Origin of the sequence: Chryseobacterium taiwanense (assembly GCF_000813825.1) — a bacterium.
Lineage (GTDB): Bacteria > Bacteroidota > Bacteroidia > Flavobacteriales > Weeksellaceae > Chryseobacterium > Chryseobacterium taiwanense.
Window position 1 is genome coordinate 30,267 of record NZ_JWTA01000005.1, and the last position, 19,965, is coordinate 50,231.

General features: G+C 33.6%; 18 protein-coding genes and 1 other RNA gene. 10 read left to right on the plus strand and 9 right to left on the minus strand.

Features of this window, described 5'->3' with window-relative positions:
* The first annotated feature begins 8 nt into the window (after positions 1–8).
* Entirely contained in the window at positions 9–551 is a 543-nt protein-coding gene (gene rimM, locus RM51_RS06730; protein WP_039366664.1) for a ribosome maturation factor RimM, read from the plus strand.
* 95 nt (positions 552–646) lie between these two features.
* Here the strand turns inward: rimM and RM51_RS06735 are convergent, their stop codons facing one another.
* The 3 genes from RM51_RS06735 to RM51_RS06745 form a co-directional block, all read right to left on the minus strand.
* Positions 647–2,290: a serine hydrolase domain-containing protein gene (locus RM51_RS06735; protein WP_039366666.1), complete on the minus strand. Its 1,644-nt coding sequence runs from the start codon at positions 2,288–2,290 to the stop codon at positions 647–649.
* Positions 2,291–2,477: 187 nt separating this feature from the next.
* Positions 2,478–3,278: a helix-turn-helix domain-containing protein gene (locus tag RM51_RS06740; RefSeq protein ID WP_039366667.1), complete on the minus strand. Its 801-nt coding sequence runs from the start codon at positions 3,276–3,278 to the stop codon at positions 2,478–2,480.
* Position 3,279: 1 nt separating this feature from the next.
* Complete coding sequence (locus tag RM51_RS06745) at positions 3,280–4,206, minus strand: hypothetical protein (RefSeq protein WP_039366669.1); 927 nt, start codon at positions 4,204–4,206, stop codon at positions 3,280–3,282.
* A 106-nt stretch (positions 4,207–4,312) separates the two neighbouring features.
* Here RM51_RS06745 and RM51_RS06750 point away from each other — a divergent pair, with 106 nt between their 5' ends.
* The 4 genes from RM51_RS06750 to rpoN all read left to right on the plus strand — a co-directional run bounded on the left by RM51_RS06750 (position 4,313) and on the right by rpoN (position 8,695).
* Positions 4,313–4,879: a hypothetical protein gene (locus tag RM51_RS06750; RefSeq protein ID WP_228375785.1), complete on the plus strand. Its 567-nt coding sequence runs from the start codon at positions 4,313–4,315 to the stop codon at positions 4,877–4,879.
* A gap of 8 nt (positions 4,880–4,887) precedes the next feature.
* Entirely contained in the window at positions 4,888–5,487 is a 600-nt protein-coding gene (locus RM51_RS06755; RefSeq protein WP_039366671.1) for a CDP-alcohol phosphatidyltransferase family protein, read from the plus strand.
* A gap of 136 nt (positions 5,488–5,623) precedes the next feature.
* The gene (asnS, locus tag RM51_RS06760; protein WP_039366672.1) at positions 5,624–7,072 is read left to right on the plus strand and encodes an asparagine--tRNA ligase; all 1,449 of its coding nucleotides are present in this window, start codon (positions 5,624–5,626) and stop codon (positions 7,070–7,072) included.
* A gap of 159 nt (positions 7,073–7,231) precedes the next feature.
* Positions 7,232–8,695, plus strand: coding sequence for an RNA polymerase factor sigma-54 (rpoN, locus tag RM51_RS06765; RefSeq protein WP_039366674.1), 1,464 nt, complete (start codon positions 7,232–7,234; stop codon positions 8,693–8,695).
* 46 nt (positions 8,696–8,741) lie between these two features.
* On the opposite strand, the gene RM51_RS06770 is transcribed toward rpoN, so the two are convergent.
* The 3 genes from RM51_RS06770 to RM51_RS06780 form a co-directional block, all read right to left on the minus strand.
* Complete coding sequence (locus RM51_RS06770; protein WP_039366677.1) at positions 8,742–10,364, minus strand: AMP-binding protein; 1,623 nt, start codon at positions 10,362–10,364, stop codon at positions 8,742–8,744.
* Positions 10,365–10,426: 62 nt separating this feature from the next.
* A complete protein-coding gene (locus tag RM51_RS06775; RefSeq protein ID WP_039366680.1) occupies positions 10,427–11,104 on the minus strand; it encodes a hypothetical protein in 678 nt (225 codons plus the stop codon).
* Positions 11,097–11,588 carry an RNA polymerase sigma factor gene (locus tag RM51_RS06780; protein WP_039367723.1) on the minus strand — a complete coding sequence of 164 codons (492 nt, stop codon included), beginning with the start codon at positions 11,586–11,588 and terminating at the stop codon, positions 11,097–11,099. The genes RM51_RS06775 and RM51_RS06780 overlap by 8 nt, the downstream gene beginning before the upstream one ends.
* 173 nt (positions 11,589–11,761) lie before the next feature.
* On the opposite strand from RM51_RS06780, the gene rnpB reads away from it, so the two are divergent.
* Positions 11,762–12,085: RNase P RNA component class A (gene rnpB, locus RM51_RS19095), an RNA gene on the plus strand.
* 80 nt (positions 12,086–12,165) lie between these two features.
* On the opposite strand, the gene RM51_RS06785 is transcribed toward rnpB, so the two are convergent.
* Positions 12,166–13,035 (minus strand): polyphosphate kinase 2 family protein, encoded by an 870-nt coding sequence (locus RM51_RS06785; RefSeq protein WP_039366681.1) that lies wholly within the window; start codon positions 13,033–13,035, stop codon positions 12,166–12,168.
* 120 nt (positions 13,036–13,155) lie between these two features.
* Positions 13,156–13,635 (minus strand): DUF1573 domain-containing protein, encoded by a 480-nt coding sequence (locus RM51_RS06790; protein WP_039366683.1) that lies wholly within the window; start codon positions 13,633–13,635, stop codon positions 13,156–13,158.
* A 128-nt stretch (positions 13,636–13,763) separates the two neighbouring features.
* Here RM51_RS06790 and RM51_RS06795 point away from each other — a divergent pair, with 128 nt between their 5' ends.
* The 4 genes from RM51_RS06795 to RM51_RS06810 all read left to right on the plus strand — a co-directional run bounded on the left by RM51_RS06795 (position 13,764) and on the right by RM51_RS06810 (position 18,666).
* Entirely contained in the window at positions 13,764–16,379 is a 2,616-nt protein-coding gene (locus RM51_RS06795; protein ID WP_039366686.1) for a valine--tRNA ligase, read from the plus strand.
* Positions 16,380–16,448: 69 nt separating this feature from the next.
* On the plus strand, positions 16,449–17,087 hold the full coding sequence (locus RM51_RS06800) for a DUF4241 domain-containing protein (protein WP_039366688.1): 639 nt from the start codon (positions 16,449–16,451) through the stop codon (positions 17,085–17,087).
* 96 nt (positions 17,088–17,183) lie between these two features.
* Positions 17,184–18,029, plus strand: coding sequence for an alpha/beta hydrolase family protein (locus tag RM51_RS06805; protein ID WP_039366692.1), 846 nt, complete (start codon positions 17,184–17,186; stop codon positions 18,027–18,029).
* Positions 18,022–18,666 carry an HD domain-containing protein gene (locus RM51_RS06810; protein WP_039366694.1) on the plus strand — a complete coding sequence of 215 codons (645 nt, stop codon included), beginning with the start codon at positions 18,022–18,024 and terminating at the stop codon, positions 18,664–18,666. The genes RM51_RS06805 and RM51_RS06810 overlap by 8 nt, the downstream gene beginning before the upstream one ends.
* Positions 18,667–18,668: 2 nt before the next feature.
* Here the strand turns inward: RM51_RS06810 and RM51_RS06815 are convergent, their stop codons facing one another.
* Positions 18,669–19,916, minus strand: coding sequence for a hypothetical protein (locus RM51_RS06815; protein WP_039366696.1), 1,248 nt, complete (start codon positions 19,914–19,916; stop codon positions 18,669–18,671).
* Positions 19,917–19,965: the final 49 nt, after the last annotated feature.

The window sequence follows — 19,965 nt, forward strand, 5'->3', positions numbered from 1 at the left end:
ATTCCTGTATGCGTAAAGAAGATTGCTATTTGTTAGGAAAAATCACACGCAGACACGGACTTGCGGGAAATGTAATCCTTAAATTGGATACAGACCAACCCGAGCTTTACAATAAACTGGAATCAATATTCGTTGAAATCAACGGATTATTGGTTCCTTTTTTTATTGCTAAGTCATCATGGAGCAAATTAGATGCTCTGAATATTGCTTTCAAAAATTCTTCAGAAATGTTGGTAGATCAATCCTTAGGTAAAGATGTATATTTACCATTGGCTTCTTTACCAAAACTTTCAGGAAAGCAATTCTATTACCACGAAATCATAGGCTACGAAATTCTTGATGAAAATGATAACAACTGTGGGGTCATCAGATCTGTGAATGATCAGACAGCACAGGTGTATTTCATTACCAATCTGGATGGAAAAGAAGTAGTGATTCCTATGATCAAAGACTGGATTCTTGAAGTTGACAGGGAAGAAAGAACAATCAAAATGCAGCTTCCTGAAGGTCTTATCGATGTCTTTTTAGTTCCTTCTAAGAAAGACGAATAATATTTCTTTTTTGAATAGAAGATAAAGCTGACGAAGCAAATTTACCTTCAATCATTATTTATTCATACTATTTTACTGCTTATTTCCAATTCTTATTACTCAAAAACTGAGGGTAATAGATAATCCTGTACAATTTTATCGGCTTGAGAATGTGCATAAGGTTTATTATATGCTTTTGCGGTAATCACTATCACGACAGGTATCTCTGTGAAAATAATGATTTTATTTCCTCCATTTCCGCTGGATTGGTAGCTTTCAAATTCTTTGTTCCCGATTTTATAGACTTTTCTCCAGAACAAATATCCGTAACCTTCAAAGTCTTTACGGTCTGAAAAATAATTGGTGAAAGATTTTTTAATCCAGTTTTTATCCAAAATTTGTTTTCCATTCCAGATTCCATTATTTTTATAAAGCTGCCCGAATTTGGCAAAGTCTAAAGCTTTCATTCTCAAACCTCCGGCTAAAGAAGGTTTGTGTTGAGGTGTAAATTGCCATTTATAATTGGTAATTCCAAGAGGTTGAAACAGCTTTTGACTGGCGTACTTTTCTAATCCTTTTGGAACAGATTTATCTAAAATATCTCCTGTTAAAACCACTCCGGCGGTAAAATAGTTCCATGTCTTTCCAATTTTATTTTCAGTCATCGGTAAATCAAGAACAAACTTGATCCAGTTTTCGGTTGGGTACATATTTTCTTCGTTTCCGGGAGAATCGTAATCTTCATCATTTCCATTAAATCCAGAACTCATTGTTAATAGACTTTTAATGGTTACACTATCTTTTTTAGAAGCGTAATTATTGAATTTTTTTAAATCATAGAATTCTTTCAAGCTTTGGTTTTCATTTTTTATATAGCCATCTTTTATTGCCATTCCCATCAATGCTGAAGAAAAGGATTTTCCAACGGAACGAGTATCATTTAAACTATCTCTTGTATAGCCGTTAAAATATTCTTCTAATAGAAGTTTCTCATTTTTGATCACAACAATTCCTGTAATATCACGGAATCTGTTTTCTGCTATTTTTTGATTTAAAGCTTTTATTTTTTCTGTATTAAGTTTTTCTTCAGAAACTTTCCAGCTACTGTTTGGTTTGATTTTCTGAACGGCAATTTGTCGCTCAGAAATACTTTTTTTAGGAATAATTAATTGAATTTCTCCTTGGGCTATTACATTCCCTATTTTCAAGGTTGATACTTTTAAATAAGGTTTAATTTCAATTTTTAAAGTATGATTTCCTGTTTCTAAGGCATCAATTCCTCCGTTTGCAAGATAAAACCGCATCCATAAATATCTTCCCCAGGAATCTTCGTTCGTACTACTTAAAAAAGGAATTCTGAAATTTGTTTTGAATTTTTTGCTTTCCGGATTTCCCGCTCCTGTATTCAAATTTTCAGTATAAATTAACTTTCCGTCAACGATAAAGTTAAATTGATAATTTCCCCTTTTCAACAATTCATCTACGGATAATGTTTGATCTAGTTGATGTAAATAATTTACCAACGAATTATTCATGAAAACACGAATATCAAAATCCTTATCCTCCTGAAATGTCATGGTTTTCAGGAAATCACTTTCTTTTATATTTTCTAAAGAAATGGCTTTATCCAAGAACATAATTTTTTTCAAATGATTTCTCTGAACAACGGTCTCAATTTTATCGGGTTCAATAATGTTTGAAGTTTGTCCAAAAGACAAACCTGAAATTAGAATTAAAAGAAATAAGATGATTGGCTTCATGGTCAATTTTATCTGAACAAAGATATATATCGTTTTTCATGAAAAATAGAATGAAATTAACATTTGTATTTTAATTACTAATTTACGTTCACTTTGTCATTCCGTAGGAATCTAGACTTAATTTGTAAAATATTTACTTAGATTCCTACGGAATGACAAAAGATGTTTAAAAGTCATAAATAAAAAATCATTTCAAAATTTTTCTATATTTCAACGGAGTAATCCCCATATTTTCTTTAAAACAACGGATAAAATGGCTCTGATCTGAAAATCCGCATTCCAGTGCAACTTCTGATAAAGACTCAAGCTCATTCAATAGTTTTAGAGATTTTTCAACTTTTAATTTTCTAAGATACTCTCCCAAGTTGCATCGGAAATATTTTTGAAAATCCCGACTCAGATGCATAGGATGAATATTCAATGTTTGAGAAAGTTCAGCTAAACTCAACTTTTCTGTAGAATGTTCGTGTAATATTTCATCGATATGCTTTACCCAAAGAGGTTTCTTTTCTGAATTTCCTTTCTGATGAGATAACTGATTAAAAATATTCAATAAAAGTTGATGGATATTTAATTCAAATGAATGGTCATTAATTTTCGTTTCTTTGAAAATTTGATGAATTAATAATTTTGAAGAAGGATTTTTAATATTGAAACTTCCTTCAATTAAATCTTTAGAAAGCTGAAATTTTTCGAACCATTCTTTTGTAATTTCAATGTGAAATCCACGGGTGAAAATGTCAGGTTTTATATTGTAATGAGCGTCTTCCCAATGATGATAAAGGAGTGTTCCTGCCGAACAGTCATATGTTTCTTTTTTGTTGCCTTCTGTCATATTTCCCTGTAGCAGAAAGGTGAAATAAGGGTTTTCATGATAATGCCAATCCACAAAAGGATGAGTATACTCTGTATCCGTAATAGTTAATCCATCGAAACTGAGAGTCTCGTTGGTTTGTCCAAAAAATTCACCATTACGAAGGTTCTTCATATTATAACTTGTGTTTTAAATTATCAATCTGTTCATACATCTTATTGAAAAATATTTTTCGGTCTCGATTTCCGGAAGTTCCTAGAGATTTTGAATTTTTAATCTGATGTTCAAAATAGTTCTTGGTTTCACTGCAGGTTTTTGCATCATTAATCAGGATATATCCAAACATATTGGTTGGTAATGCAAAAAGTGACTGTTGCGGATGGTGAAAAAAGATGTCATTGGAAAGATGCATTAGTTCATTTTCGTACAGGTGAAATTTCGGATTGTTCTCCGTTTTTTGCTCGATATACTCAATTAATTCCTTTAATTCATCCAAAATAATTTGAGCTTCATTTCTCTGTAGCAATCTTGTATCATAGTAGAACGAGATCTGTTGCAAAATACTGGAGACCGTCATGTCATTCCATAATTCTATCACATTTTGTTCCTCATATTTTTTTCTTAACTCTTTAGTATTAGGTTCGAAATTAGGAGGTGAAAACCGAAGAAAAGGGATGAAGACCTGCTTTGCATTGAGTAAATTCATCCATACATAAATTTTGAAACGGGAAAGTAAGGTGTCCGAAAGTGTATAAAAAAACGGAATATCTTTCGCTGAGTAATAAATTGTCATTCCGTCAGAAAGAGGAAGATTTTCAAAAACATTGAGGTTATTTTGAAAAAATGACTGCAAGTCATCGGTTTCAGTGACTGCTGTCGTTTTTTGCGCTAAAATCTGTTGATCTGAAGTGATAAACTGATTCAGGGAAATCTGATAATATTTTGCGAGTTCCAGACCCTCTTCAAAACTGAATTTTGCTTTCAGGGAAGTTCTTCTATGGGCTGCGTCATAGCTTATACTAAGAATATTAGCAATCTCATCATTCAAAGATTTATTACCAATTTTCTTTCGGATTTCCTGTAATAAGCGTTCCTGATACATGATTTTGTGATTTTCACAAATGTACTCATTTATTTTAATTTTTTTTAGCATTCGGCTTTTTGCTTGTGAGAGATACTTTTGAAGTATAATTCTAAATACATGAGCCATGAAAAAGTATTGTATGCTTCCTGTAGTTGTTCTGATTCTTAATTCCTGTACGACTTTCAATAGAAAAATGATTAAAGATGATTTGTCAGTTATCACCAAAGAAAATATTTCGATGATTGGTGGAGCATATGAGTTTAAAGGATATGAGCATATCAACTCCGGAAATCAAAAATCTGAGCAAATGAGAGATTTTGCAGGAATGATTGCTCTGAAGAATTCTAAAATTGCAGATTGTGATAAAGTTCTTATAAGATCAAAACCTCTGGACAAACCAAAAACGTATGAAATTGACTTTAAGCTTTTAAAGAATGATTCTCTAAAATATTCTTTTAAATACAATGCCACCCTCAAAAACGGTTTGCTTTCACTGAGTAATTATACCTCCAAATGTCATGGAATTCCTTTTTTATTTGGGGGATGTCAGAGTTTTCAGAGCAGGATTGGTCTTACTGCGCAAAAGAATTTACTGATTCAGGACTATTATGATAACAGCGGTGCGGCTTTGTTTATCATGTGGGCTGGTTATACTATTAATTATGCTGAGAAATATAAAAAAATCCAATAATATTTATCATGAGAACTATACCCTATATTTTAATCGCTACAAGATTTATCCTAGCACCCATTATCTTTTTACTGGCTTATTTTAAAGGAGAAGACTTCGGATTTTTAATTTTAGTTTTAATGTATTTTGGATTATTGACGGATATTTTTGATGGAATTATTGCCCGAAAAGTTGGCGTTTCTTCTGAAAAATTAAGAAGATTAGACAGTCAAACCGATTTGATTTTCTGGCTTTCGTTGGGATTTGCCGCTTACTTTATAAATCCGGAACTGATAAAGAGTGAATGGAAAGGAATTCTTTTAATATTAGTAATGGAAGCTTTGTGTTATGTTGTCAGCATTTGGAAATTTGGAAAAGAAACCTGTACTCATGCATTTCTATCAAAAATGTGGGGATTGAGTTTGCTAATTGCTTTTACGTATTTGATTGGTTTTCAACAGGCAGGTTGGGCTTTTTATCTCACGGTAGGACTGGGCTTTATTGCTCATATCGATGTTATTCTGATTATTCTACTGCTTCCGAAGTGGCAATATGATGTTCCGAGTTCTTATCATGCCTGGAAAATCCGAAACGGAAAACAACGCAAAAAGTCGATTTTCTTTAATTGATTCATATTTAAAGCATAGTTTTTTGTTAAATAATTGATAAATCGGTTTTTAATTAAGAGAGCGTAATCATCAAGTTGCGCTGTTTTTTTGTAACTTTGCAGACATTAATTTTTATACGAAAATTTATAATCAACAAATGAAAAAGCAGACAATTAAGGAAGTCCTTCAGGATTACAAGAAAGTATTACATCATGACATTACGGTTTACGGTTGGGTAAGAGCGTTCCGTTCAAATCGCTTCATAGCGCTTAATGATGGTTCTACGATCAATAATTTGCAAATAGTTGTTGATTTCGAAAATTTCGACGAAGAGGTTATTAGTAAAATCAGTACGGCAGCTTCTTTGAAAGTGGTGGGTGAAGTTGTGGAAAGTCAGGGAGCAGGACAAACTGTAGAGATTATCGCTAAAAAGATTATCATTTTAGGAGATAACTTTACTGAAGAAAGAGATAAGACGATTCTTCAGCCGAAGAAGCACTCTTTGGAAGTTTTAAGAGAGCAGGCTCACTTAAGATTCAGAACTAATTTGTTCGGAGCTGTTTTCAGAGTACGTCACGCAGTAAGTTTTGCAGTGCATTCATTCTTTAACCAAAACCAATTCTTTTATATCAATACGCCTGTTATTACAGGAGCTGATGCAGAAGGAGCGGGAGAGATGTTTGGTGTTACCAACTTTGATTTAAATAATATTCCAAGAGATGAGCAGGGAGATATTGATTTTGCTCAGGATTTCTTTGGGAAGAAAACAAACTTAACAGTTTCGGGACAGCTTGAAGGAGAAACTGCAGCGATGGGATTGGGAAGAATTTATACTTTCGGACCTACTTTCCGTGCAGAAAACTCAAACACAACACGTCACTTGGCAGAATTTTGGATGATCGAGCCGGAAGTTGCTTTCAACAATCTTGAAGACAACATTGATTTGGCAGAAGATTTCTTGAAATATGTGATTCAATATGTGTTGGATAACTGTAAAGATGATTTGGAGTTCTTAGACAAGCGTTTTGAAGAAGAGCAAAAATCTAAACCGGAAAAAGACAGAGCAAAAGAAGGCTTGATCGAAAAACTTCAAAATGTAATTGCTAAACGTTTCAAGCGTGTAAGCTATACTGAAGCGATTGAGATCTTAATGAACTCTAAAGAAAATAAAAAAGGGAAATTCCAATATCCTGTTGAAAACTGGGGAACTGATCTTCAGTCTGAGCACGAAAGATATTTGGTTGAAAAACATTTTGAAAGTCCGGTAGTTTTATTTGATTATCCAAAAGAAATCAAAGCTTTCTATATGAAACTGAACGATGACAACAAAACGGTTGCAGCTATGGATGTACTTTTCCCTGGGATCGGAGAAATCATCGGAGGTTCTGAAAGAGAGGCTAGATTAGATGTTCTAAAGCAGAAAATGGCAGAGATGCACGTAGATGAACACGAGCTTTGGTGGTATTTGGATACCCGAAAATTCGGTTCTGTGCCACATGCAGGATTTGGATTAGGGCTTGAACGATTAGTGCTTTTTGTGACGGGAATGACCAACATCAGAGATGTGATTCCTTTCCCTAGGACACCGAAGAACGCAGAGTTTTAAAAAAATAAAAAAGCCTTAAAGTAATTTTTAAGGCTTTTTCGTTTATTTAAATAGTTTATTATAAAGTTCTATAATACAAAAATCGTGCTAAAAATTATTATTCTACAAATAAATTTATTAAATTCGTAGAATATGTTATGTTAAAACACAAAGACAACTATGCTTAAACAACACTTACAACTCAAATTAGGACAGAAGCTGGCTCCTCAGCAAATCCAGTTGATGAAGTTGATTCAGCTTCACACTTTGGAATTTGAAGAGGAATTGGAGAGAGAGTTAGAGGAAAATCCGGCGTTGGAAATAGCAAAAGAGGATTCTAAAGAAGAAGATTACTCTTCTCTTGAAGATTCTTACGAAAATGAAGGTACAGAAAGCATTGAAACTGATTTTGATGTGAATGAATATCTTTATGATGATGAACCTAGCTATAAAACGGCATCTAGTAACTATTCTCCTGATGATGAAGAGTTTGATAATGAGAGTCTTCTGACAGAAGGTCAGTCTTTATACGATTACTTAATGGAACAAATTCATCTTGTAAATATTACAGATGAAGATGTGAGGATTGCAGAATATATTATTGGAAATCTGGATACAGATGGCTATTTAAGAAGAGAAATCAAATCGATTGTAGATGATTTGGCTTTTTCACAAGGTATTTATACAACGAAAGAGAAAGTAGAGGATATTCTTGAAAATTATATTCAAAAGCTTGATCCTTCAGGTGTGGGAGCCAGAAGTTTGCAGGAATGCCTTCTTTTACAGATTGAAAAGAAAGTAAGCTCAGATAAAGCGATTTCTTTAGCGGCAAATATTTTAAGACATCAGTTCGATGCCCTTACGAATAAACATTACAACAAGATTATTCAGAAATATGATATTGAAGAGGAGGATCTGAAAGATGCATTGGATGAAATATCAAAATTATCACCAAAAGTTGGAGGTAACTTCGATACTCAGACAATTACTATTAATCAGGAAATTATTCCCGATTTTGTCATACAGGTAAAAGACGGACAGGTAATTCCAATGCTAAATAGTAAAAACGCTCCAACTTTAAGAGTTTCTGAAGAATATAAAGATATATTATCGACGTATTCTCATGATAAAAATTCAGCAGAGCATAAACAGGCTGCTTTATTTATCAAGCAAAAACTGGATGCGGCGAAATGGTATATTGATGCGATTAATCAGCGTCAGAATACTTTATTGCAAACCATTACTGCCATTGTAAAATTCCAGAAAGATTATTTTATTACCGGAGATGAGAAGTCATTAAAACCAATGATCTTAAAAGATATTGCAGATATTACCGGTTTTGATATTTCTACGATTTCCAGAGTAGTTAAAAGCAAGTATGCAGATACTCCAAACGGAATTGTATATCTTAAAGATCTGTTTTCTGATAGTTTAACAAATGATGATGGTGAAGAGGTTTCTACAAAAGAGATTAAAACCCATCTACAGGAGGTTATTAACAAAGAAAATAAGAGAAAGCCATTAACAGACGATGCTTTGGTAGTCATTTTAAAAGAGCAGGGCTATAATATTGCCAGAAGAACGATAGCAAAATATCGTGAACAGCTGAATATTCCTGTCGCAAGATTAAGAAAAGAACTTTAAAATATAAAAAAGCATTTCAATTTGAAATGCTTTTTTTGTTTACCATCTATTGATGTATATTTTCTAAGCCCAGTTCCTTCATGGAAACTTCTCTCATTTCTACCTTTCTTATCTTTCCTGAGATCGTCATTGGGAATTCTTCTACAAACTTCCAGTATTTAGGAACTTTGTAATGGGCAATTCTTCCTTTACAATAATTTAAAAGCTCATCTTCTGTTACGTTGAATCCTTTTCTCACTTTCACCCAAGCCATCACTTCTTCCCCGAATTTTTCACTAGGAACTCCGATAATCTGAACATCTAAAATATTAGGATAGGTATATAAAAAGTCTTCAATTTCTTTTGGAGAAATATTTTCTCCGCCACGAATAATCAGGTCTTTAATTCTTCCCGAAATGGTAATATAGCCTTCTTCATCCATCACGGCCATATCTCCGGTGTGCATCCAGCGTCCGTCATCAATAACTTTTTTCGTATTTTCAGGGTCGTTCCAGTATTTCAGCATTACAGAATATCCTCTTGTACACAGTTCGCCATGTTCTCCGCGTTTAAGAATTTTTCCGTTTTCATCAATAATTTTTATTTCTAGATGATTTTGAACGGTTCCTACGGTATTGACCTGTTTTTCAAAAGGAGTTCCAATTAAAGTCTGAGTAGAAACAGGAGAGGTTTCCGTCATTCCATAACAGATACTCATTTCTTTAATATTCATCAGATTCTCCACTTTTTTCATGATTTCAGGAGGACAGACAGAACCTGCCATTACACCTGTTCTTAAGCTTGAAAAATCAAAAGTATCGAAATCTTTTACAGCTAATTCAGCAATAAACATGGTAGGAACTCCATATAGAGAAGTGCATTTTTCCTCAGAAACTACTTTTAGGGTGATCTCCGGATCAAAACTGTCATTAGGAATTATCATGCAAGCTCCGTGAGAAGTACAGCACATATTTCCGATGACCATTCCAAAACAGTGGTAAAAAGGAACCGGAATACAAACTCTGTCTTTCTCGTTGTATTTTAGTCGTACTCCGATAAAATATCCGTTATTCAGAATATTATGATGGGAAAGTGTGACGCCTTTAGGAAACCCGGTTGTTCCGGAAGTATATTGAATATTTACCGGATCATCAAATTGAACATGTTCTTCATAACTGTGTAACACATCATCGGAAATTTCCTGACCGTTATTCAAAAAATCTTCCCAATTGTCATCAAAGAAAATTTCTGATTTTAATGTGGTGCAAAATTCTCTGGCATCCGTAATCATTGCTTTGTAATCACTGGATTTAAATGCTAAAGAAGAGAAAATGTGAGACATTTCAGACTGATTGATCACAAAGATCAGTTCACTGGTTCTGTACGCAGGATTTATATTGACCAGAATAACCCCGATTCTTGCGGTTGCATATTGTAAAAGAACCCATTCGTAGCGGTTGGTAGACCATATTCCAACTCTGTCGCCGGCTTTTGCTCCAAGAAATATAAGGGCTTTTGCAACGGCAGTCGTTTGGTTATAAAACTCCTGATAAGTGGCACGGTAATTTTGATGTACGCAAATTAAGGCTTCTTGATTAGGAAATTTTTCAACAGTATTTTTTAGATTAGCTCCAATAGTTTGTCCCAATAATGGAATATCAGAAGCTCCATGAACGTAAGATAAAGGCATAGATTAAGATTTGATAAAATAAAATTAACAATTATATCTTTATCCATAAGCAAGGAAGAGTATTAAATTTCCTGAGAATCTATTTCTTTCAGTTGTTTTAAGTTTTTATCAAGTTTTCTGATGATGATTCCATAAACAAGTTTGTAATATAGCCAGATCAGCAATACACATAATACTGTACTCAATATGATGATGGCAATCACGATCATAAGGTCTGAACCTTTAGGCTCTATGTTTTGGGAATTCAGTGCATAAAAAATAAATGCGGTGAATGTAATAATGAAGGCAAGTAATATAGCAATGCTTATTAAAATAAAGGCATTTACTGTTTTCTTAAATTTAATAATGCGGGTAATAAGACCCTTTAAATTTTCTTCAATCTTTATTCTGTGATAGTTTTGATAGAATTTAAAGACAAAATAGGCAGTAACCAATAAGCTTAAAATCTTTATAGCAAAATAGATCGTATCAAAATTGGCAATAATTTCCGGAGTCTTTTGTGCGCCTAATCTTTCTAGAAGTTTTAAAAAACTATTGGATTCATCACCACCTTTTATGATGTAAAATAACCCTATACCGGAAAAGAATAATAACTCTACAACGCTGATCCAAAAAATATATTTAACGTAATTACGTGATTTTTTATTCAGCATCTGAAGAATCTCAGTGTTGTCGTATTTTTCCTGAACAGGCTGCTCTTGCCATGTTTTCTTAAAGTTGTCTAAATCAAATTCAGGCATGTTTTTCCATCTTTTCTTTAAGGGTTTTCTTTAATCTGTTCATTTTCACACGCGCATTGACTTCGGTGATCCCGAGGTTTTCTGCAATATCCTTGTAAGGCAAATCATCCAGATACATCATGACGATGGCTCTCTCTATATTAGGAAGGGTCTTAATCACAGTGTATAAAAGAGAAATCTGCTGCTGTTTCTCGTCGTCATCCTCTACAAAATCTTTGTGATTAATATCCAGTTCGTTTGTAAGTGGGCTTTTACTTTTTTTTCTGAAAAGTGTAATAGCGGTATTTAAAGCTACACGATACATCCAGGTTGAAATTTTGGAATTTCCTTTAAAAGATCCGTAGCTTCTCCAAAGCTGTAGGACTATTTCCTGGAAAAGATCCTCTTCATCTTCAAGAGAATTGGTATAAAGACGCGAAACTTTGATAATCAAGCCCTGATTATCTTTGATAAGTTGTGCAAATTCTTTTTCTTTTGAACCCAATGAGGAGGTGTAGTTTAGTTGCACGAATATATGATATAATTTTGAGAATTTGAAAATTAAGTAATTTGAAAATGGAGGAATAAAGTTCAACTGATGTAATAAATCTGATTGCGAATTGAAAATTTTCAAATTATCACGTTGCCAAATTTTCAAATTATCTATCTTTGCAGCCACGAGAAAATCGGCTTGTTGATTCTTACTTTGGTAAGGGTAGGAAAGTCCGGACACTATAGAGCAGCAAAGCGGATAACATCCGTCACCCGTGAGGGTAGGACAAGTGCAACAGAAAGGATGTACAGTTCGGCTGTAGTGAAATCAGGTAAACTCTTTGTGGTGCAATGATAAGTATATCGGTTCTTTTCAGCAATGAAAATAGGGGTTGCTCGCCCTGAAAGCCGAGGGGTAATCAGCTAAAGTTTTGCAGCAATGCACGACGTAGATAAATAACAAGCACTTCTTTTGAAGTACAAAATCCGGCTTATAGATTTTCTCGTGATTTTTTAAGAGCCTGGAAGAGGAGAATTTTAGTAATATGAACTTAAAAATTCCTTCCTCCAGTATATTTTTTCTTCAAAAGCTATTCATTTTCCAACTGCTCTTTAGCTTCTTGTAAATCTGCTCTGTCTTTTTTAGATAAGGAAGGATATTGTAAATTCATTTTTTCCAGTGTATCAATAATAATCTGGATAGCGGCAACTCTAGCAAACCATTTATCATCTGCGGGTAAAACATACCACGGTGCATGATCTTTTGCTGTTTCATTGATTGCTGTCTCGTAGCACTCCATATATTGATCAAATAGAGCGCGCTCAGGAAGGTCACCCATAGAAAATTTCCAGTTTTTTTCCTGTTCATTAATTCTGTCTAGAAATCTTTTCTTTTGCTCATCTTTAGAAACGTTTAAAAATATTTTTACAATGGTAGTTCCGTTTTGAGAAAGATGCTTTTCAAAGTTCCGGATACTTTCGTATCGATTCTCCCAGAATTTTTTGTCAAAATCTTTTACGGATTTCCATGTTTTTTCACTTAAATTATATTCAGGGTGAACTTTGCACACCAGAACACTTTCATAATGAGAACGGTTGAAAATACCGATCATTCCTTTTTGTGGTAATGCTAAATATTGTCTCCATAAAAAATCATGAGAATATTCTTTTGAGCTTGGAGTTTTAAAGCTTGTGACATTACATCCTTGTGGATTTACCCCTCCGAAAACGTGTTCTATTAAACTGTCTTTTCCTGCTGCATCCATGGCCTGAAGAATGACCAAAAGAGATTGGCTTCCATCAGAATACAGTTTTTCCTGTAGTTCACGAAGTTTTTCTTTTTCCTGTAATAAGAGTTGTTCCCCTTCTTCTTTGGTAAGTTTTCCTTTGTATTCGGTGGAAGCTTTTTTCATAGAAAAGTTCCCCTTAATGATAAAATTATCTGAGAAATCAGTATCCATATATTTTGTGAGTTATGGTTGCGAAATTATGTTTGGATTAACATTTTGAAGATGTCCAGTATAAATGTAATAAAAAAACCGCCTCCATGGAGACGGTTTTTTTATTTTTTGAGTAGAGATTTACTTTGCAGCTGCAACTTTTTTAGCTTCTTTAGCAGCTATCTTAGCAGCTTTTTTCTCAGCCTTTGCTTTTGCTTTTAGCTCTTCAGGAGTCAATGGTTTTGGCTCTGGAGCATTTGCATCTACGTTACCTTTGATGTAAATTACACTTCTGCTGTTTACTGGGTCATTAGAAAATACTTCAATCATTTTGTTGAAAGCACCTGGGTTAGCAGTGTTGTATCCAACTTTAATTTTTGCAGATTTTCCAGGAAGAATAGGATCTGTACTGAATTCAGGAGTTGTACATCCGCAAGATGGTTTCACATTTGAAATAATCAAAGGCTTATCCCCTGTATTCGTTACATTGAAAAATCTTGTTCCATCAGCTCCAGGTTTAATAGCACCATAGTCAAAAGTTGTAGTGTCGAAAGTGATGCTCTGTGCAGATGCAACAGCAAATGTCCCGAATAATGCAATTCCTGCAATTAATTTTTTCATATTCTTGAATGTTAATACGTTTGTTAGATAAATTTTAAGAAACAAAGTTAAAAATTATTTTAATTCATACTTAAAATTTTTTTTCTTTAGACTATTTTTGCAAATTGTAAATTAAAGTAATAGAATTTATGCAGATTTCAGAAAAGTACAATCCACAGGAAACAGAACAAAAGTGGTACAATTACTGGTTGGAAAACAAATACTTCCATTCAGAGCCGAATGACAAGCCGCCTTACACTGTTGTAATTCCTCCGCCAAACGTTACGGGGATCTTACACATGGGGCATATGCTGAACAATACCATTCAAGATGTTCTGGTCCGTCGTGCAAGAATGCAGGGCTTCAATGCTTGTTGGGTTCCGGGAACAGATCACGCTTCAATTGCTACTGAAGCTAAAGTTGTTGCTAAACTGAAATCAGAAGGGGTCAGCAAGTCTGATATTACCCGTGAAGAATTCTTGAAACATGCTTGGGACTGGACGGATAAATATGGAGGAACGATCCTTGAGCAGTTGAAAAAACTAGGTTGTTCTTGTGACTGGGACAGAACTCGTTTTACTATGGAACCAAAACTTTCTCAGCAGGTAATCAAATCTTTTGTTGATTTATACAATAAAGGATTGATCTATCGTGGGTACAGAATGGTAAACTGGGATCCTGAAGCAAAAACCAATATCTCAGATGAAGAGGTAATTTTTAAAGAGCAAAACGGAAAATTATATTTCCTGAAATATAAAATCGAAGGTTCAGAAGAATTCCTTTCGGTAGCTACAACGCGTCCTGAAACGATTTTTGGTGATACTGCGGTGTGTATTAATCCCAATGATGAGCGATATGCTCATTTAAAAGGTAAAAAAGTAATCGTACCGATCGTTGACAGAGTGATTCCTATCATTGAGGACGAATACGTTGATATTGAATTTGGAACTGGTGCTTTGAAAATTACACCTGCTCACGATATTAATGATTACGAAATCGGACAAAAACATAATCTTCAGATGATTGATGCTTTGGATGATGATGGTAATCTGAATGATTACGGTTTACATTATGCAGGAAAAAACAGGTTTGATGTAAGAAAGCAGATCGCAAAAGAATTAGAAGAAAAAGATCTTTTGTTGAAAGCAGAAGATTATGTAAATAAAGTAGGAACTTCGGAAAGAACAGGTGCGGTTATCGAACCTAAAGTTTCTGTTCAGTGGTTCTTAAAAATGTCTGACATTGCAAAACCTGCTTTGGATGTTGTAATGGATGATGAGGTTAAATTTTATCCTGAGAAGTTTAAAAATACCTATAAATACTGGATGGAAAACATCCGTGACTGGAATATTTCGCGTCAGCTTTGGTGGGGACAACAAATTCCTGCCTATTATTATGGTGACGGAGAAAATGATTTCGTAGTTGCAGAAAACATCGAAGACGCTTTAGCTTTGGCTAAAGAAAAAACTGGAAACTCGGATCTCGAAATCTCGAACCTAAAACAAGACGAAGATGCGCTTGATACTTGGTTCTCATCTTGGTTGTGGCCAATGTCAGTTTTTGATGGATTGCTTGATCCGGAAAATAAAGACATCAATTATTACTATCCGACTTCAGATTTGGTAACAGGTCCGGATATTATTTTCTTCTGGGTTGCGAGAATGATCATGGCCGGATTGGAATACAGAAAAGAAGTTCCATTCAAGAATGTTTATTTTACAGGGATTGTAAGAGATAAGCAGAGAAGAAAGATGTCAAAATCTTTAGGGAATTCACCGGATCCGTTGGAATTAATGGATAAATATGGAGCAGATGGAGTTCGTGTAGGGATTTTATTAAGTTCTGCGGCTGGAAATGATCTTCTTTTTGATGAAGATTTGATGTTACAAGGAAGAAACTTCATGACGAAGATCTGGAGCGCATTCCGTTTGATTAACATGTGGAATCATGAAGATAAACCTGCAAATACAACAGAGATTCAGACTATCGAATGGTTTGAAAATAAATTAAATAAAACGATCGTAGAAATTAGTGATCAGTTTGAAAAATTCAGAATTTCTGATGCTTTACATTTAATTTACAAATTGATTTGGGATGATTTCTGCGGATGGTATTTAGAGGCAATTAAACCAAATTATGGTGAAGGTATCTCTAAAGAAGTTTATAACAAAACGGTTGCTCTTTTTGAAGAATTAATGAAATTGGTTCATCCATTTTTACCATTCCAATCAGAAGAAATCTGGCAGTTGATTGCAGAGAGAAAAGCTGATGAGGCTTTAGTTATCGCTCAGCAGAAAAAAGCAGAAGCGTTCAGTGAAGATATTATTAAAAACTTCGAAACAGCATCTGAAATTATTTCTGGAGTGAGAAACTACCGTCAGACAAAAGGGATCTCGCCAAGAGAAGCTGCTGAAGTTTATACTAATGCATCGGAATTCGCGAATGAATCTGTGATTAAAAAATTAGCAAACGTTTCTGAAATTCATTTTGGTACGAAAACTGATAAACCTAGTTTTACATTCTTGGTGGGCGCAACAGAAATTTCTATTCCTTTAAGTGAAAACTTAGATTTAGGAGAAGAAAAAACCAAGACAGAAGAAGAATTGAAATATTTAAAAGGATTCTTGATTTCTGTTGATAAGAAGCTTTCAAACGAAAAGTTTGTTGCGAATGCAAAACCAGAAGTTGTAGAAGTAGAGCGTAAAAAGCAAAAAGATGCTCTTGACAAGATTGCGATCTTGGAAGAGAAGCTGAAAAGTTTATAATTTAAAGGTTTAGGTTAAGGTTGAGTCTCAAGCTTAGCCTAAACCTTAATCTTAGCCTAAAAAATTAAAATGACACACTTAGAAAATATACAAAAACTATTCTCAAAAAACTTCGTAGAAAGTCCGTTATTGGAAAGCTTCGAAGTTGGGAAAATCTATCTTTCAAGTGGAAAGCTGGTTGCTTGTGATCCTTTGATTACAAATGATATGCAGCCTTTCACTACAGAATTTCCTAAAGGAGACTTTTCTGTTTTATTACATAAAGAAAGAGAAAGCAATTGTGTGGCGTATGCTGAAATTATTTTCAGTAATTCAGAAGTTGCTGACTGGAAAATGGCTACGATACCTGGACAATCTGTAAAAGATTTGGCGGAAGGAGAAGTTTTCGGATATCCTGTAGAAAGCGGGATGGGCTGTTTTATGGATGTTGATACGCAGAATAGTCTTAATGACCTGGAGCAGAGCTTATACAAAAGCAAGGGAGCAGATTTTATGGGGATCTATGAAGAATTTTTCCATGAACATTTCTTTGATGAAAACGGTGCGATAGATCAGTATGCGTTCTTGAAACCTTCGGAAGAACATCCGGGAACTATTTTTGGTTTTGAAACGGGATATGGAGAAGGATTTTATGCAAGTTATATCGCGTATGACAAGAGTGATAAACCTGTAAAAATGGTAACTGAGTTTATAGAAGTATTGGTTTAAATTTAAACAATTATTTATCGCATACTGAAATAAAGTTTTTAGATAAAATATTTTAAAATAAAAAGTCCATTTTTGAAGTGGACTTTTTATTGTTTTATGGAAAAAATTATTCTTAAAACTGAGGACGGCGTAGCTTTAGCAGTTCATGTTTTTATTCCTGAAGAGAGTAATCATAAGGTTTTATTGATTAATTCTGCAACAGGAGTAAAGCAGCAGATCTATTTTTCATTTGCCCAATTTTTTGCGGAAAAAGGATTTACTGTGATTACGTATGATTATGCAGGAATTGGTCTTTCAAAGCCTTTAAAAATGAAGAAATTTAATGCTTCTATGAGAACTTGGGGAGCTAAAGATTTTAAAACGCTTACCAATTATATACAAAAGAATTTTTCGACCTATAAAAAATATTGCTTAGGACATTCTGTGGGTGCACTAATCTTAGGAATGAATCAGGATGCGGAAATATTTGATGAATTCTTTTTTGTAGGAACTCAGAATGCCTTTGTAGGGAATTTGAAATGGCGAACAAAAATGGAGGCATATTTTGGATTTGGAGTAGCACAACCTCTCTTTACTGAGCTTTTGGGATATTTTCCTGCTAATTGGTTTGGCTTGGGAGAAAGTCTTCCAAAAAATTGCGCTTATGACTGGAGAACCTTAATTTTGAACAAGAAATCTACCAACAGATTGTTGGATAAAATAGAGGACTATTCTAAAAAATTAACTCAAAAAGTATTTGTAATCCGCGCAGAAGATGATGTATGGCTTACTGAAAAAGGAGTAAGAAGTTTATTGGAAGATACTTACCCGAATCTTAAACCAACCTACAGAATTGTAAAAACCTCTGAATCGGAAAAAGGAGAAATAGGACACGTTAATTTTTTCAGAAGTTATAATAAAAAACTTTGGGAAATTATTTTAAAAGAATTGGTAAATGAATAATTTGATTGACAACACGATACAGTTTGTAAAAGAAAAATTAGAAGGAGCAGAAGCGGGACACGATTGGTTTCATATCGAAAGAGTATGGAAACTTTCTAAGAAAATTGCTGAAAAGGAAGATTGTAATGTTGAGGTTGTAGAGCTTTCAGCGTTATTGCATGATATTGCAGATCCTAAATTCCATAACGGGGATGAAACATTGGCGTTAAAGATTTCCCGTGAATTTTTAGAAAGTCAAAATACTTCTGAGGATATTATTGAACAGGTTTTATTTGTGATCAAAAATATTTCATTTAAGAATAGAGGAGAAGTGCCTGAAAATCTACCTATCGAGCTTAAAATCGTTCAGGATGCAGATAGAATTGACGCGATTGGAGCGATTGGAATAGGCAGGACGTTTAATTTCGGTGGTTTTAAAAACAATCCGATGTATGATCCGAATATTAAACCTAGCTTGAATATGTCTAAAGAAGAATATAAAAAGTCCAACGGAACGACAATCAATCATTTTTACGAAAAGCTTCTTTTACTGAAAGATCTTATGAACACTTCTGAAGGAAAGAAAATAGCAGAGGAAAGACATGATTTTATGCTGACTTTCCTCCACCAGTTTTTTAAAGAATGGAATGTAGAGTGAGATTAGAATATATTATATCCTAAAATTATAGAAGTATAGGAAATTTTGGCTTTTTGGGGTTCTTTACTGTCAATAATATTATTTGCAGTATTGTATCTTAATTCTATGCTATATTTATTATTATAATTGTAACCAGCGCCAAAAGAATAGCTTCTGAATGTCTGGTTTGATGCTAATTTTGTCTGAGAAAAAATATATCCTTCATAATCTAGATCAATAGTTTTAGCTTTACCTGATCTCAATGTTATAAGATTCATTTGTCCATTTAGGAAAAATTTAGATTTCTCATTTAAATACATATAGTGTCTTATACCTACTGGGATATTAATGAATGAATATCCATCCATACTCATATTGTAAAGATTATTTCCTGTAGCTGCAGTGATCTTTTTATTTGTATAAAATGAATATGTTGGTTCTAATAGAATTGCCCATTTATTCTTATTGAAAGGTAATACCATTTCTGCTTCAATACCAATTCTAAAATTAGTTGTTGATGGAAACTCGTTACTTCCTACTATATAAGTAGTCTTTAGAGGGGAGTAAAAATTGACTCCAGGTCTAATATGTAAATTGAACTTGATGGGTACCTTTTTTATGTTTATAGCTTCTTCGTCAGAATTTTCTGAAAATTGCGAATTATGCACTTTAAAAACTTTCACTAAGCTGTTTGTACTATATCTTGTTTGTGAAATAAGTGATAGTGATTTAGGATCATTATTAAAAATATCTTTTAATTGTTGAAGATAGCTTTCGTTGGTTGCAACAAGAGATTCATTGCCATCAGGATGATATTTTTTATAAATTAAGGGTTTAATTTCTGACACATTAGAATCAGAATAAAAATAAGTGATTGAACTTTTTGATCCTATGTAAGAATAAAGGTTTTTATCACCTGAAATTATTTCTTTCAAAAATGTTGATATGTTCTTGTTCTCTGGTTCAGATTGGTTAGATAGGTTTGATAAATCAGATGGAGAAGTATCAATAAGTCCATTATATGAAATATATTTGGGAGATCCATAAACTCTAAATTCTTTGATATCTGAAGGAGTACCTTTGAGTTCAATAGAATTATTATCTTTTTTATATGTAAAATTATCTGGACTGTTAATCCAATCTAGATTTTTAATTAATACTTCTTTTTTTGCATTATCATTTTTACTGATAATATACCCTTTTTCAAATTTTACTTGTGCGTATCCAATACTTGCTAAGAATAGTGGCAAGCTTAGAATAATTCCTTTCATAGTTATTTATTTAATTAAGTGGCAAATATACATAAATAACTATCTTTGT

What these genes read in the sequence shown, in the direction of transcription:
- rimM (WP_039366664.1), top strand. Translation starts at nt 9, where the DNA reads ATGCGTAAAGAAGATTGCTATTTGTTAGGAAAAATCACACGCAGACAC.
- RM51_RS06735 (WP_039366666.1), bottom strand. Translation starts at nt 2,290, where the DNA reads ATGAAGCCAATCATCTTATTTCTTTTAATTCTAATTTCAGGTTTGTCT.
- RM51_RS06740 (WP_039366667.1), bottom strand. Translation starts at nt 3,278, where the DNA reads ATGAAGAACCTTCGTAATGGTGAATTTTTTGGACAAACCAACGAGACT.
- RM51_RS06745 (WP_039366669.1), bottom strand. Translation starts at nt 4,206, where the DNA reads ATGTATCAGGAACGCTTATTACAGGAAATCCGAAAGAAAATTGGTAAT.
- RM51_RS06750 (WP_228375785.1), top strand. Translation starts at nt 4,313, where the DNA reads ATGAAAAAGTATTGTATGCTTCCTGTAGTTGTTCTGATTCTTAATTCC.
- RM51_RS06755 (WP_039366671.1), top strand. Translation starts at nt 4,888, where the DNA reads ATGAGAACTATACCCTATATTTTAATCGCTACAAGATTTATCCTAGCA.
- asnS (WP_039366672.1), top strand. Translation starts at nt 5,624, where the DNA reads ATGAAAAAGCAGACAATTAAGGAAGTCCTTCAGGATTACAAGAAAGTA.
- rpoN (WP_039366674.1), top strand. Translation starts at nt 7,232, where the DNA reads ATGCTTAAACAACACTTACAACTCAAATTAGGACAGAAGCTGGCTCCT.
- RM51_RS06770 (WP_039366677.1), bottom strand. Translation starts at nt 10,364, where the DNA reads ATGCCTTTATCTTACGTTCATGGAGCTTCTGATATTCCATTATTGGGA.
- RM51_RS06775 (WP_039366680.1), bottom strand. Translation starts at nt 11,104, where the DNA reads ATGCCTGAATTTGATTTAGACAACTTTAAGAAAACATGGCAAGAGCAG.
- RM51_RS06785 (WP_039366681.1), bottom strand. Translation starts at nt 13,035, where the DNA reads ATGGATACTGATTTCTCAGATAATTTTATCATTAAGGGGAACTTTTCT.
- RM51_RS06790 (WP_039366683.1), bottom strand. Translation starts at nt 13,635, where the DNA reads ATGAAAAAATTAATTGCAGGAATTGCATTATTCGGGACATTTGCTGTT.
- RM51_RS06795 (WP_039366686.1), top strand. Translation starts at nt 13,764, where the DNA reads ATGCAGATTTCAGAAAAGTACAATCCACAGGAAACAGAACAAAAGTGG.
- RM51_RS06800 (WP_039366688.1), top strand. Translation starts at nt 16,449, where the DNA reads ATGACACACTTAGAAAATATACAAAAACTATTCTCAAAAAACTTCGTA.
- RM51_RS06805 (WP_039366692.1), top strand. Translation starts at nt 17,184, where the DNA reads ATGGAAAAAATTATTCTTAAAACTGAGGACGGCGTAGCTTTAGCAGTT.
- RM51_RS06810 (WP_039366694.1), top strand. Translation starts at nt 18,022, where the DNA reads ATGAATAATTTGATTGACAACACGATACAGTTTGTAAAAGAAAAATTA.
- RM51_RS06815 (WP_039366696.1), bottom strand. Translation starts at nt 19,916, where the DNA reads ATGAAAGGAATTATTCTAAGCTTGCCACTATTCTTAGCAAGTATTGGA.